Here is a 13123-nt window from a genome sequence, read left to right as displayed (position 1 = left end):
CGTGCCCGGTGCGCAATCGGCCGAAGCCGCGACCGGCACGGCGGTACCCGGAACCGAGGCGACGACCCCGGCTCCCCGACCCGCGACCGCCGCCGGAGCAGATGCCGTCCGCACCGCGGCCCTCGACGCCCCCGCCGAAACACGCACCGCGGCAACTCGGTCCGACGCCGACCGATCCGACCCGGTCGAGCCGGGCGCCACCGACGCGGCGAACACCGGCGCGTCCGGCACCCGCAGCCGTCGTGGCCGCCGCCGTGGCCGCCGCCCCGCGGGTCCCGCGGCCGGGGTCCACGGCGAAAACACCGGCGCTTCCGGCGACGCGGATGCCCACCCGGGTACCGCCGCACCGGAATCCGGGAACAGTCGCGCCGGGGCGACCGGCTCGCCGAGTGATCCCTCCTCCACCACGGGACGATCCGCGGCGTCGGACGGCGGTCCAGCCACTGGTGCGGACTCGCCGTCCGCCACAGGTTCTCGCTCCGACACCGGTCCGGGTTCCACCCCCGCCGCCGGGTCGGTCACCGGCCCGGGGTCCGACCGCAGCGCGGATTCGGCTGCTGGACAGCCGGATTCAGGCGGCGGACAGCCGAACGCGGGCGAGACGCGGCCCGGCGCCGGCGGCCCGGCCACACCCGGGGCCGGGCGATCGCGCCGAGCCAGAGCGCGGCGGGCCCGCGCCCGGGCGCGGGCCAACGGCGAGCAGACACCAGACACACCTTCACGAGAATCGGAGCAGCACCCATGAGCGAGCCGACCCGCATCGAGGTCCGCACCGCAGACCCGTATCCGGTGATCATCGGGCGCGGTCTGCTCGGCGATCTGGTCGAGGAGGTCACCGGGCGGAACGGCGTGCGCACGGTCGCGATCTTCCATCAGCCGCCGCTGGCCGAGACGGCCGAGGTGGTGCGAAAGGCGCTCGCCGACAAGGGCATCGACGCGCACCGCATCGAGATCCCCGACGCCGAGGCCGGTAAGGACCTGCAGGTCGCCGGATTCTGCTGGGAGGTGCTGGGCCGGATCGGGCTGACCCGCAAGGACGCCATCATCAGCCTGGGCGGCGGCGCGGCCACCGACCTGGCCGGTTTCGTGGCCGCCACCTGGATGCGCGGCGTGGCCATCGTGCACGTGCCGACCACCCTGCTGGCCATGGTGGACGCGGCGGTCGGCGGCAAGACCGGCATCAACACCGAGGCGGGCAAGAACCTGGTCGGGTCCTTCCACGAGCCCGCCGCGGTCCTCGTCGACCTGGCGACCCTGGAAACCGTGCCGCGCAACGAGATCGTCGCCGGTATGGCCGAGATCATCAAGGCCGGTTTCATCGCCGACCCGGTGATCCTCGAACTCATCGAGCGCGATCCCGAAGCCGCCCTCGACCCGACCGGCACGGTGCTGCCCGAACTCATCCGCCGCGCCATCCAGGTCAAGGCCGACGTGGTCGCCGCCGACCTCAAGGAATCGGATCTGCGCGAGATCCTGAACTACGGCCACACTCTCGGCCACGCCATCGAGCGCCGCGAGCGCTACCGCTGGCGCCACGGCGCCGCCGTGTCGGTGGGCCTGGTCTTCGCCGCCGAGCTCGGCCGCCTGGCCGGTCGCCTCGACGACGCCACCGCCGAGCGTCACCGCGCGGTGCTCGAGAGCGTCGGCCTGCCCACCACCTACGACGCCGACGCGCTCCCCCAGCTCATGGACAGCATGCAGGGCGACAAGAAGACCCACTCCGGTGTCCTGCGCTTCGTGGTCCTGGACGGCCTGGCCAAGCCCGGCCGCCTCGAGGGCCCCGACCCGTCACTACTTGCCGCCGCCTACTCCGCGATCGCCCGCGAGGGCACCCCGGCCGGCGGCGCGATCCTGCTGTAGCCCGGTCACGCGCGTGCGAAGCGGGCCCGCGCCCGGCGAATCGCACCGGCCCACAGCACTTTCGAGCCGTTCAGGAACTCACCGCCGAGCTCGCGGGGCGTGGCCAGATCCTTGGTCAGGCGGGCGGCGGCGGACCTGGTCCGCGCGTCGGCCTTGCTCGGATGGCCGCTGTCGTAGGGCGGCTGCGGGTCGTACTCGATCGCCAGCTGCACCGCCCGGGCGCGATCGGGTCCGGCGATCTCACCGATCAGCCACAGGCCCAGGTCGATGCCCGCGGACACCCCGGCGGCGGTCACGATCTTGCCCGATCGCACGATCCGCCTGTCGCGCTGTGGTTTCGCGCCGAGCCCGGTCAGCAGCGGCTGGGCGGCCCAGTGCGAGGTCGCGGGTTGCCCGTCGAGCAGGCCCGCGGCGGCCAGGATGATCGAACCGCTGCACACCGACAGGGTCCAGGTGGTGTGCTCGTGCACGCGGCGCAGCCACGCCAGCACCTTCTCGTCGGCGGCGGTGGCCATGGTGGCCGGAATCGATCCGCCCACCAGCACGATGTCGGGCGCGGGCGTCTCGTCGAGCGAGTGCGTCGCGGCCAGCACCAGCACCCCGCTGTCGGTGACGATCGGGCCGGGTTCGTGCCAGACGAAACGGATCTCGGCGCCCGGCAGTCCGCGCAGGACGTCGTAGGGCCCGATCGAATCCAGGGCCGTCATCCCCGGATAGGCCAGGATGGCGATCTGAACACGGTCGGGCTGCGGCGTGGCGCCGGTCATGGATGCCTCCGGGCGGTCGGTGCGAACTCGTCTCGTTCGCTCGCGATCGACGCTATGCGCCGGGCCCGGACCGCCCCAGTGGCATTGGCGACAGCATTCGATGGATTATCGCCGCCGCCCGTATGTTCGGATCGTGCACACGGTGGCTGTTCTGGCGCTCGACGGCGTGATCCCCTTCGATCTGGCGACCCCGGTCGAGGCCTTCGGCCGGGCCCGACTGCCCGGCGGCGACCCGTGCTATCGGGTGCTCGTGTGCGCCGAGACACCCGATATCGACACCGGGACCTTCACGCTGCGCGCCCATCGGGGCCTGGACGCGCTGGCCGAAGCCGACACGATCATCATTCCCGGCATCGCCCGCCCCACCGCCGCGCTCCCGGAGAACTGCCGCGCCGCGCTGGTCGCGGCCGCCGCGCGCGGCGCCCGGATCGCGTCGATCTGTTCGGGCGCTTTCCCTTTCGCGGCCACCGGCCTGCTCGACGGCCTGCGCGCGACCACGCACTGGATGGCGGCCGAGCTGCTGGCCGCCCGCCATCCCGGGATCGAGGTCGATCCCAATGTGCTGTACGTCGACAACGGCCGGTTCCTCACCTCCGCCGGGGCGGCGGCGGGAGTCGACATGTGCCTGCACCTGATTCGCCGCGATCACGGTTCCGCCGTCGCCGCCGACGCCGCGCGCCAGGCGGTGATGCCCCTCGAACGCGAAGGCGGTCAGGCACAGTTCATCCCGCACGATCACGTCCCGATCCCGGCGGGTGCCGGACTGGAGCCGACGCTGCGCTGGATTCAGGAAAACCTCGCTCGCCCACTGACACTCGCCGATATCGCCGCGCACGCCGGGGTGAGCGATCGCACCCTGCTGCGCCGTTTCGCGGAGCAGACCGGCAGCACGCCCCTGCAGTGGGTGCACCGGGCCCGCGTCCGGCGCGCCCAGCAACTGCTCGAGACCAGCTCCGATTCGGTCGAGCACATCGGCGACCGCGTCGGATTCGGTTCCGCCGCGGGATTTCGCGAGCGATTCAAACGCACGACCGGGGTGAGCCCGGGCGCGTATCGGCGGGCTTTCCGCTGAGCCGGAACGTCTTTCGGCCGCGCCGGGCCGCCCCGGCGCTGAGTCGTGGCCTCTCAGCCCGCGCGCAGCAGCGGCTGGGTCGAACAGCGGAACGCGCCGCCGAACAGCCGTGACACCGAGAAGTCGATGTACTCCACGGCGATGCCGCGGTTCTGCAGTTCCGTTCCGACCCTGGCGAATTCGGGGTCGGTGATGTAGGTGCGCTCGTCGATGGGCAGGCCGTTGGTGGCCATGGCCGCGGCTTCGTCCTCGCTGACCTCGATTACCTCCCAGTCGCGCAGCGGGGCGGGCAGGCCGTCGGGCAGCCGGTCCGGGCAGGCGATCAGCAGGCCGTCGCGCACCAGGCCCAGCGCGCAGTCCAGGTGCAGCACGTGCGCGGGCAGGCGGACCGGAATCACGGTGTGCCCGAAGGGTTCCAGGTACTTCGCGAGCCAGCGGCAGCCGAGTGCGTCGCTGGCCATGCCGGACAGCCCGACGAACACGTGCTCCCCGAGCACCAGCACGTCGCCACCCTCCAGGAAGGGCCCGGGGCCCGGGTGTCCCAGCGGCGCCTTGCCGGGCTGCAACAGCGACACGTACCGCGCCGCGGACGGCAGCACTCGATCGAGTAGCAGGTCCCGGCTCGGCAGCACTTCCATCCGCCGGTGCGGGAACTGCAGCACACCCTCGATGACGTGGTCGCCGACGGTGAACCAGGGATCACGCACGAAGAAGTTGGCGTACCCGACCGGGCCCGCGGCGGCCTTCTCGTCGTCGGTGAACAGCCGCGGCCGCAGCACCTCCACGCCGTGCCGGCGCAGCACCGCCGCGAGTTCGTCGCGCTCGGCCTCCCAGCGCCGCTGCTTGTCGGGATAGACCGCGCCGAAGTCCCTGCCCCACACCGCTTCCAGGATCTCGACGGCGCTCGCCTCGACGGGCATCGAATGCCCGAGAATCGCCGCGTCGTCCGGAGCCCGGAATTCACACCGCGAGACCACCACGGTACGCAGCGGGGCGAATTCGCTCTCGACGAGTACGTTCACGGTTTCATCGGCCATGTGATCGGACCCTAAACGCGCCGGCGCCAAGTTCACCGTTCCCTCGCCGCCGGTGTCAGAACAACCCGCGAATATGCGGCCGCCCGTCCGGCCAGAACCCGTTCTCGAAGGCCTCCGCTCGGGCCGCGGCCTTGGGATGTCCCGCCGCGACCGCCGCGCGGAACAACGGCCCCGCCGCGGCCGGATCGATCACCTCGTACGCGACGGCGAGGCTGTACGCGCTGTGCATCTCACCGGCGTCGGCCCCGCGCTGCCACCAGGTCCGGTACTCGTCGCCGTAGTCGAACTTGCCACGGTCCACGAACAGCAGACTGCCGACGTTGTACATGGCCTTCACATCGCCCGCGGCCGCTGCCACCCGGTAGAACTCGATGGCCTCGCGGGTGTCCCCGCGCCGCTCGAGCAGGTGCGCGAGGTTGAAGGCCGCGTCGGTGTCGCCCGCCGCCGCGCCCGCGCGAAACCAGCGCTCGCTGTCCGCCGGGCGGGACTGGTTGTCCGCGAGCAGCCCGAGGTTGAACATCGCCGCCGCGTGGCCGGCCGCAGCCGCCCGTTCCCACCAGCTCTCGGCGCTCGCCTCGTCACCGCTCTCGACCGCGATCAGACCCAGCCTGGACAGCGCCGGTCCGTATTCGCTCGCCGCCAGCTCTTCGAACACTCGCACGGCCTCGGCCGTGTCACCCCGGCGCTCGAGCGCGTCGGCCCGTTCGAACGCCTCCTGCATCGCCACACTCACTGTCCCCCGGCCCCTTCCGTTTCGGTCGGAGCCGAGGATACCGGCGGGCGCGACCCCCGCGAACGCCGAACGCCACGGCGGGCTTCCGCCGTGGCGTTCGCTGCGCTCGGTGCCGGGTGTCAGACCGAAGCCGACTCCTTGTTCAGGACGACGGTGTCGGCCGAGGCGTTGGCATTGCCCTTGGACTCGCGCCCGGCCAGGTAGCGGCCGATGGTCACGCCGATCACGCCGGGGATGAAGATCAGCAGAATGATGAAGGAGGCGCCGGAGCTGACCTCGAACAGCAGCCCGTTGTCGCCGAGGTCGAACTTGGGCACGAAGTCCAGGATCCACGCGACCACGCCGGCGCCGATGCCGCCGACCACGCCGGCCTTGAGCCAGCGCATGGTCAGGTCCGTGCCGCGCTCGGGATCGGGGTTGGCACGACGATCGGCGCGGCCGTCCAGCACTCCCCAGCCCACGACGGCGGCGAGCAGGACGATCAGGCACAACATCCGCATCCAGGCGCCGTTGGTCGGCCAGTTAATCATCGCCAGGCCGAGCACGGTCCGGAGCACAACGGTCAGCGCTCCCAAAGCCACGGCGCGCAACACCCACGCATTCATGATGATCACCTTAACCTGCGAACCGGTTCACGGAATTGAAACTCGTTCCAGAACTTTAGCCGGTTCGTCGGATTTCGACGCGCAGGGGCGACCGCGACCGGGCCCGATGGGACCGCACGCTGCTACAAAAGACCGGGTGAGCATCGAAGCCGTCGCCCTGCTGCAGGACCCGATCCGCCGCCGCCTGTACGACTACGTCGCGGCCGCCGATCACGATGTGAGCCGGAACGAGGCCGCCGCCGCGGTGGAGATCAAACGACCGCTGGCGGCCTTCCATCTGGACAAGCTGGCCGAGGCCGGGCTGCTGGACGCGGTGTTCCGCCGCCCCGAGGGCCGGACCGGACCGGGTTCGGGGCGTCCCGCGAAGTTCTACCGGCGCGCCGACGCCGAGTTCGCGGTCCTGCTCCCGCAGCGCGACTACCGCACCGCCGCGACGATTCTCGCCGAGGTCACCGAGCACGCCGGACTGGAGACGGCCATCGAGGCGGCCGCCGCCGCGCACGGGCCGCGCCTCGACGGGCGCGAACTGTTCGACGTGCTGCGCGAGCGCGGCTACGAGCCGTACCTGGACGGGACTCGAATCCGGCTGCGCAACTGCCCTTTCCATCGCCTCGCCGCGGACTTCCCGCCGCTGGTGTGCGGCATGAACCTGGCCCTGCTCGAACCCGTCGCCGCCGAGGCGGGCTGGACCGCGCGGATGGACGCGGCGCCCGGCCGGTGTTGCGTATCGTTCTCTAAAACAAGCGGTGATTAGTTATAGTCCGGGTATGCACCTCGCACAGCTCAACATCGGCCGCCTGGTCGCCCCGCAGGGTGACCCGCGCGTGGCCGATTTCTACGCCGGACTCGACTCGATCAACGCCCTGGCCGAACGCTCCCCCGGATTCGTCTGGCGGCTGGTGGACAAGGATTCCAACGACGCGACGACGCTGCGGCCCTACGACGATCCCGACCTGCTCGTGAACATGAGCCTGTGGGAATCGCGCGAGACCCTGTTCGACTACGTCTACCGCAGCGGCCACATGGATTTCGTGCGCCGCCGCCGCGAATGGTTCGTCTCGCTCGGCGAGGTCTTCACGGTGCTGTGGTGGGTGCCCACCGGCGAACTGCCGACCCTCGAGGACGCCATGGGCCGCCTGGCCCACCTGCGCGAGCACGGCCCGACCCCGCACGCCTTCACCTTCCGGCACGCCTTCGATCCGGAACCCCCTGCCGCCGTACAGATCTCCGCGGACACAACAGCGAGCGCGCCGGACTGAACTCGCGGAAATCCGTCCCGCACAAGGTGGCAGACGCCCGCACTCGCCCGATCGACCCGCCGGACCACCGTGGCCGACCGCGAGTGACCCGAGGGCCGACGCGACGGGATCGACGCCGGCTCACCGACCGGAACCATCACGGCCGGACGCCCGCCGGACCACGGCGAACGGCGCCGCGATCACGCGACGCCGTTCCTGTGTCCTGCTTCCGGGGACTCGCCCCGGGCCCTCATTCCGCCAGTGCCGCAGCCATTTCCGCGCGCGGCGCGGGCTCGCCGGTGAACTGCTCGACCTGCCCGTACGCCTGCTGCAGCAGCATCTCCAGCCCACTGACCACCGTGTTCCCGGCCCGCTGCACCGCTTCCGCGAGCGGCGTCGGCCACGGGTTGTAGATCGCGTCCAGCACCACGGGCGCCTGCGCCACCGCGTCCGCCACGCCCGCCGCCCCGGCGGCCGGCACCGTGCTGACCACCGCGTCCACCTCGGCGCAGACGAAACCCAGTGCGTCCGCGTCGAAGTCGATGATCTCGGCCGACATGCCCAGGCGCTCGGCGAGTTCCAGGGTGTCCGCCGCGCGGCCCTTGTCGCGGGCGACGATGGTGACCGTGTGCGCGCCCAGTTCCGCCAGCGCCAGCAGCGCCGGGCGCGCGGTACCGCCCGCGCCGAGCACGACCGCGCGGGCAATCTCCTCGACGCCCGCGCCCTGCAGCGCACCGCGCACGCCGTCGACGTCGGTGCAGTCCGCACGCCATCCGGTCGCGGTGCGCAGCAGCGTATTCGCCGAGCCCACCAGCTCCGCCCGCTCGGTGCGCTCGTCGGCGTACTCGAGCGCGGCGACCTTGCCCGGCATGGTCACCGACAGCCCGACCCACTCCGGCCCGAGCCCGTCGACGAATCCGGGCAGCTGCTCACCCGTGCACTCGACCCGCTCATAGGTCCAGTTCAGCCCGAGCGCGCGGTACGCCGCCAGATGCAGTTGCGGTGAGCGCGAGTGCGCGATCGGGCTGCCGAGCACGGCCGCCTTGCGAACCTCACCGCCCACTGTCGAGAATTCCACTCTGCTGTGCCTTTTCGATGTTGCGCAGATGCTCGCTGTAACTCTCGGTGAAGAGGGTGGTGCCCTTCTTGTCGATCGTCACGAAGTACAGCCACGTGCCCGGTTCGGGATTCTCCATGGCGCGCAGGGCATCCAGCGACGGGGACGAGATGGGCGTGGCGGGCAGTCCGGCCATGGCGTAGGTGTTCCACGGCGTCTTGCGGGCGCGATCGGCGTCGGTCGTGGCGACCTCGGTCTTGTCGAGCCTGTAGTTGACGGTGGAGTCGAACTGCAGCGGCTGATCGACCTCCAGGCGGTTCACGATCACCCGCGCCACCTTGGACATGTCCGGCGGCAGCGCCTCGCGCTCCACCAGCGACGCGCCGATGAGCATCTCGTAGGGGCTGAGCTTGCCGCCCCCGGACTGCAGCAGACCGGTCGACTCGTAGCTCTTGGCGCTCTCGGAGACCAGGAACTTCAGTACACCCTCGGGGGTGGCGCTGGGATCGAAATCCCAGGTGCCCGCCGAGATCAAGCCCTCGAGCTGACGACTGCGATCGGGTACCTGCCGCACCCGGTCCAACGCCCACGCCGGCACCCCGAGCGCCGCCGGGTCGGTGTTGGCGCCGGCCGCCTCGAGCTGCTCGTAGGTGAGGCACTTGCTCGCGGCGCCGGTGCCGACGCAGCTGGCCGCCGCGATCTTGCGGTAGATGCCCTCCTTGGACGCGCCGGTGTTCACGTCGCTCGAGTCGTGCAGCTGCCTGCCCTCGGAGATGACCACGTTGCCGACCCGGGAGGTGGTCCCCACCAGCGTGGTGACCGCTTCGGACGCCTTGCTGCGGGTGGGAATCGCGTAGTAGCCGGGCTGGATCGAGTTCATGCCGCTGTTCTGCACCGCGGCCTCGTAGAAGGCGGCGCTGCTGGCGACGACACCCTTGTCGTACATGGATTCGGCGATCTGGGTGGCGGTGTCACCGGACTTGACCTGCACCACGACCAGCGCGCCGGACTCACCCGCGGCGAAATCCTCGGCCGGGGTGAAGCGGTTCATGAATTTCCACGCCGCGAAGCCCACCGCGCCCACGAACAGCACGACGAACACCGAAGCGATGACGACCATGTTGCGACGGCGGCGCTTGCGCTCGGCGGCCTTGCGCGAGGCCGCACGCGAACGCTTGGGACGCGACCCACCCGACTTGCCACCCGCGCGCGACTTCGCGCCGGCGGCGGGCGCGCGACGGCCCCGGTCGGCGCGCTGCGGCGCGGCGCGACGGGGCGGCTCGGGCTCGAGGTACGGCTCGTCGTCGTACTCGTCGTCGTCCTCGTACCGGGGGATGACGGTGGTGTCGTCCTCGTCGTCGTCCGCGTCCGGCCAGTCCAGGTCGTCTCTGCGGTAACGACGTTCAGCGTTCTGCCGGTAGCGTTCCTCGGCCCGGGTCCAGCGGTCGGTCATGCGGTATCACCATCACCGCGCGGCTTCAATAGCGCACTCCGTTCGTCCAACCATCCTTGCAGGATCGACACGGCGGCCGCCTGATCGATGACCTGCCGCTGCCCGCGCGCGCGAACTCCACTGTCCCGCAACGCGCGTGCAGCAGACACCGTAGTCAAACGTTCGTCGGAAAGTCGCACCGGCACCGGTGCGATCAAAGTCCGCAAACGCCCCGCGAAGGTGGCCGCCAGCTTAGCCGACGAGCCACTCTCACCGCGTAAGGTGCGCGGCAGGCCGACGATTACTTCCACGGCCTCGTACTCCCGCACAATCTCGGCAATTCTCGCGAGATCGGGGGCCAGGGTCCCGGGGGCGACCTTCTTCGCCTTGGGAACGGTTTCCACCGGCGTGGCGAGCAGGCCGTCCGGGTCGCTCGAGGCGACGCCGACGCGGACGGTGCCCACGTCGATGCCGATGCGGCGACCCCGGCCGGGATCCTCGCCGGGGGTCGGGCGATCGGCGCTGTAACTCGCCGATCGCTCGACGGCCGGTGTTCGCGAATCCGAGAATTCGGACTGATTGGACATCAGCCGGCGAGCTCGGCCACCCGCGCCCGCACAGCCGTCAGACCGGCCTCGATACCGGACGGATCGGTGCCCGCGCCCTGTGCCATCTCCGGCTTGCCGCCGCCGCGGCCCGCGATGCTGGGACCGAAGCTGGCGACCAGATCCCCGGCCTTGACGCCCAGATCCTGCGCCGCCTTGGTGACCGCGACGACGAACGGAACCTTGCCTCCGTCGTTGCCGAGCAGCACCACGATGGCCGGCTCGGAGCCCAAGCGGCCCTTGATGTCCTGCACCAGGGTGCGAATATCGGCCGCGCCGACACCCTCGGGGGCCGCGGCCGCGACCAGCAGCACCTTGCCCACGCGCTGGGCCTGCTCGGCGAACGTGCCCGCCGAGGACAGCACCGCGGCCATCTTGGTGCGCTCGAGTTCTTTCTCGGCAACCTTGAGTCGCTCGACGAGCTGCTCCACGCGCCCGGGCACCTCGTCCGAGGGCACCTTGAGCGAGGAGGCCAGACCGGCCAGCAGCGCCCGCTCCTTGGCGAGGTACTTGTACGAGTCCAGGCCGACGAACGCCTCCACGCGGCGCACGCCCGAACCGACCGACGACTCACCGAGCAGGGTGATCGGGCCGATCTGCGAGGAGTGCTGCACGTGGGTGCCGCCGCACAATTCCATGGAGAACGGCCCGCCGATCTCCACCACGCGAACCTCGTCGCCGTAGTTCTCGCCGAACAGCGCCATCGCGCCCATCTTCTTGGCGCTGGGCAGATCGGTGACGAAGGTGTTCACGGTGAAGTCGTCCGCGACGGCATCGTTCGAGATGGCCTCGATGTCGGACTTCTGCTGGTCGCTGAGCGCGCCCTGCCAGTTGAAGTCGAAGCGCAGGTAGCCGGGCTTGTTGAGCGAGCCCGCCTGAACCGCGTTGGGGCCCAGGACCTGTCGCAGCGCGGCGTGCACCATGTGGGTGCCGGTGTGGCCCTGGGTGGCGCCGCGCCGCCAGGCCGGATCGACCTGCGCGAGCACGGTGTCGCCCTCGGTGAGCTGTCCCGCCTCGATGGTGGCCTTGTGTGTCCACACCTTCTTGGCGATCTTCTGCACGTCGTTGACGCGCACCTTCAGCCCGTGCGAGGAGCTCATCGAACCGCGGTCGGCGATCTGGCCGCCGGACTCGGCGTACAGCGGCGAGCGATCGAGGATGATCTCCACGTCCTGGCCCACTTCGGCCACCGGCACTCGCACGCCGTCCTTGATGATGGCGAGCACCGTTGCCTCGGTGGCCAATTCGTCGAAGCCGGTGAACTCGGTGGCGCCGCGGTCGACGAATTCCTTGTAGACGGTGAGGTCGGCGTGACCCTGCTTGCGCGAGTACGCGTCCTCCTTGGCGCGCGCCCGCTGCTCGGCCATGAGGTTGCGGAAGCCGGTCTCGTCGACCTGCAGGCCCGCCTCGGCGGCCATCTCCAGGGTCAGGTCGATCGGGAAGCCGTAGGTGTCGTGCAGCGTGAACGCCTCGGTGCCGCTGATCGTCTTGCCGCCCTGGGCCTTCACCTCGGAGACGGCGTCGTCGAACAGCTTGGAGCCGGTGCTCAGCGTGCGCAGGAACGCCGATTCCTCACCGACGGCGACGGTTTCGATGCGCTTGTAGTCGGTGGCCAGTTCCGGGTACGAGGGGGCCATGAGATCGCTGACGATCTTCATGAACTCGCCCATGACCGGCTTCTCGGCGCCGAGCAGGCGGGCCGAGCGCACGATGCGGCGCAGCAGCCGGCGCAGCACGTAGCCGCGGCCGTCGTTGCCCGGGTTCACGCCGTCGGCGATGAGCATCGCGCCGGTGCGGGCGTGGTCGGCGATGACGCGGAAGCGCACGTCGTCGGCGTGGTCGACGCCGTAGTTGCGGCCGGTCAGTTCCTCGGCCTTGTTGATGATCGGGCGCAGCAGATCGGTCTCGTAGACGTTGTCGACGCCCTGCAGCAGGAACGCGACGCGCTCGACGCCCATGCCGGTGTCGATGTTCTTCTTGGGCAGCGGTCCCAGGATCTCGAAGTCGTCCTTGCCGCGCCCGGCGCCCCGCTCGTTCTGCATGAACACGAGGTTCCAGATCTCGATGTACCGATCCTCGTCGGCCTCGGGGCCGCCCTCGATGCCGTACTCGGGACCGCGGTCGTAGTAGATCTCCGAACACGGGCCGCACGGTCCCGGGATACCCATGGACCAGTAGTTGTCGGCCATGCCGCGGCGCTGGATGCGCTCGGACGGCACGCCCATCTTCAGCCAGATCTGCTCGGCCTCGTCGTCGTCGAGGTAGACCGTGACCCACAGCCGCTCGGGGTCGAAGCCGTAGCCGCCGTCCTCGACGCTCTTGGTGAGCAGCGACCACGCGAACTCGATGGCGCCCTGCTTGAAGTAGTCGCCGAAGCTGAAGTTGCCGGCCATCTGGAAGAAGGTGTTGTGCCGGGTGGTGATGCCGACATTCTCGATGTCGCCGGTGCGCACGCACTTCTGCACGCTGGTCGCGGTGGTGAACGGCGGGGTCTGCTGACCCAGGAAATACGGCACGAACTGGACCATGCCCGCGTTGACGAACAGCAGGTTGGGGTCGGCCAGGATCAGCGAGGCGCTGGGCACCTCGGTATGTCCGGCACGGACGAAATGCTCCAGGAAGCGTCGGCGAATCTCGTGGGTCTGCACAGCTATCCAGCCTACCGGTCCCGGTCCAGCGGGTTTTCCCCGACTCCGGCCGGGTGGCTAGCATCACGG

The 13123-nt window shown here is 70.5% G+C and carries 12 protein-coding genes; 4 read left to right on the top strand and 8 right to left on the bottom strand.

Translation table 11 applies throughout. The features are described 5' to 3' along the window. Positions 1-741 precede the first annotated feature (741 nt). Entirely contained in the window at positions 742-1860 is a 1119-nt protein-coding gene (gene aroB / locus ACWIGI_RS14825; protein WP_454202919.1) for a 3-dehydroquinate synthase, read from the top strand. 5 nt (positions 1861-1865) lie between these two features. Here aroB and ACWIGI_RS14820 read toward each other — a convergent pair whose 3' ends face one another. Further along, complete coding sequence (locus tag ACWIGI_RS14820) at positions 1866-2627, bottom strand: DJ-1/PfpI family protein (RefSeq protein WP_454202918.1); 762 nt, start codon at positions 2625-2627, stop codon at positions 1866-1868. 133 nt (positions 2628-2760) lie between these two features. Here ACWIGI_RS14820 and ACWIGI_RS14815 point away from each other — a divergent pair, with 133 nt between their 5' ends. Beyond that, entirely contained in the window at positions 2761-3699 is a 939-nt protein-coding gene (locus ACWIGI_RS14815; RefSeq protein WP_454202917.1) for a GlxA family transcriptional regulator, read from the top strand. Between the two features lie 53 nt (positions 3700-3752). On the opposite strand, the gene ACWIGI_RS14810 is transcribed toward ACWIGI_RS14815, so the two are convergent. The 3 genes from ACWIGI_RS14810 to ACWIGI_RS14800 all read right to left on the bottom strand — a co-directional run bounded on the left by ACWIGI_RS14810 (position 3753) and on the right by ACWIGI_RS14800 (position 6074). After that, positions 3753-4736 carry a dimethylarginine dimethylaminohydrolase family protein gene (locus ACWIGI_RS14810; RefSeq protein ID WP_454202916.1) on the bottom strand — a complete coding sequence of 328 codons (984 nt, stop codon included), beginning with the start codon at positions 4734-4736 and terminating at the stop codon, positions 3753-3755. Between the two features lie 55 nt (positions 4737-4791). Further along, complete coding sequence (locus ACWIGI_RS14805) at positions 4792-5469, bottom strand: tetratricopeptide repeat protein (protein WP_454202915.1); 678 nt, start codon at positions 5467-5469, stop codon at positions 4792-4794. 119 nt (positions 5470-5588) lie between these two features. Then, entirely contained in the window at positions 5589-6074 is a 486-nt protein-coding gene (locus tag ACWIGI_RS14800) for a B-4DMT family transporter (RefSeq protein ID WP_454202914.1), read from the bottom strand. A 136-nt stretch (positions 6075-6210) separates the two neighbouring features. On the opposite strand from ACWIGI_RS14800, the gene ACWIGI_RS14795 reads away from it, so the two are divergent. Together ACWIGI_RS14795 and ACWIGI_RS14790 are read left to right on the top strand one after the other, a co-directional pair. After that, positions 6211-6828 (top strand): helix-turn-helix transcriptional regulator, encoded by a 618-nt coding sequence (locus ACWIGI_RS14795; RefSeq protein ID WP_454202913.1) that lies wholly within the window; start codon positions 6211-6213, stop codon positions 6826-6828. A 13-nt stretch (positions 6829-6841) separates the two neighbouring features. Continuing rightward, complete coding sequence (locus ACWIGI_RS14790) at positions 6842-7333, top strand: DUF3291 domain-containing protein (RefSeq protein WP_454202912.1); 492 nt, start codon at positions 6842-6844, stop codon at positions 7331-7333. Between the two features lie 229 nt (positions 7334-7562). Here ACWIGI_RS14790 and ACWIGI_RS14785 read toward each other — a convergent pair whose 3' ends face one another. The 4 genes from ACWIGI_RS14785 to alaS are packed head-to-tail and all read right to left on the bottom strand — an operon-like array spanning position 7563 to position 13054. Beyond that, the gene (locus ACWIGI_RS14785) at positions 7563-8390 is read right to left on the bottom strand and encodes a shikimate dehydrogenase (protein WP_454202911.1); all 828 of its coding nucleotides are present in this window, start codon (positions 8388-8390) and stop codon (positions 7563-7565) included. Further along, positions 8365-9822: an endolytic transglycosylase MltG gene (locus ACWIGI_RS14780; RefSeq protein WP_454202910.1), complete on the bottom strand. Its 1458-nt coding sequence runs from the start codon at positions 9820-9822 to the stop codon at positions 8365-8367. Before ACWIGI_RS14780 ends, ACWIGI_RS14785 begins: the two co-directional genes overlap by 26 nt. Further along, positions 9819-10388, bottom strand: coding sequence for a Holliday junction resolvase RuvX (gene ruvX, locus ACWIGI_RS14775; protein ID WP_454202909.1), 570 nt, complete (start codon positions 10386-10388; stop codon positions 9819-9821). Before ruvX ends, ACWIGI_RS14780 begins: the two co-directional genes overlap by 4 nt. Then, complete coding sequence (alaS, locus tag ACWIGI_RS14770; RefSeq protein WP_454202908.1) at positions 10388-13054, bottom strand: alanine--tRNA ligase; 2667 nt, start codon at positions 13052-13054, stop codon at positions 10388-10390. The genes ruvX and alaS overlap by 1 nt, the downstream gene beginning before the upstream one ends. Between the last annotated feature and the right edge of the window lie 69 nt (positions 13055-13123).

This window comes from Nocardia sp. NPDC055321, from assembly GCF_053645575.1.
Note: the sequence above shows the minus strand (reverse complement) of the source record. Positions and strands in the feature narration are given on the sequence as shown.

Bases quoted from the DNA above. Each gene is read 5' to 3' on its own strand.
- ACWIGI_RS14820 (WP_454202918.1), bottom strand. From the start codon at position 2,627: ATGACCGGCGCCACGCCGCAGCCCGACCGTGTTCAGATCGCCATCCTG.
- ACWIGI_RS14810 (WP_454202916.1), bottom strand. From the start codon at position 4,736: ATGGCCGATGAAACCGTGAACGTACTCGTCGAGAGCGAATTCGCCCCG.
- ruvX (WP_454202909.1), bottom strand. From the start codon at position 10,388: ATGTCCAATCAGTCCGAATTCTCGGATTCGCGAACACCGGCCGTCGAG.
- aroB (WP_454202919.1), top strand. From the start codon at position 742: ATGAGCGAGCCGACCCGCATCGAGGTCCGCACCGCAGACCCGTATCCG.
- ACWIGI_RS14780 (WP_454202910.1), bottom strand. From the start codon at position 9,822: ATGACCGACCGCTGGACCCGGGCCGAGGAACGCTACCGGCAGAACGCT.
- ACWIGI_RS14800 (WP_454202914.1), bottom strand. From the start codon at position 6,074: ATGAATGCGTGGGTGTTGCGCGCCGTGGCTTTGGGAGCGCTGACCGTT.
- ACWIGI_RS14790 (WP_454202912.1), top strand. From the start codon at position 6,842: ATGCACCTCGCACAGCTCAACATCGGCCGCCTGGTCGCCCCGCAGGGT.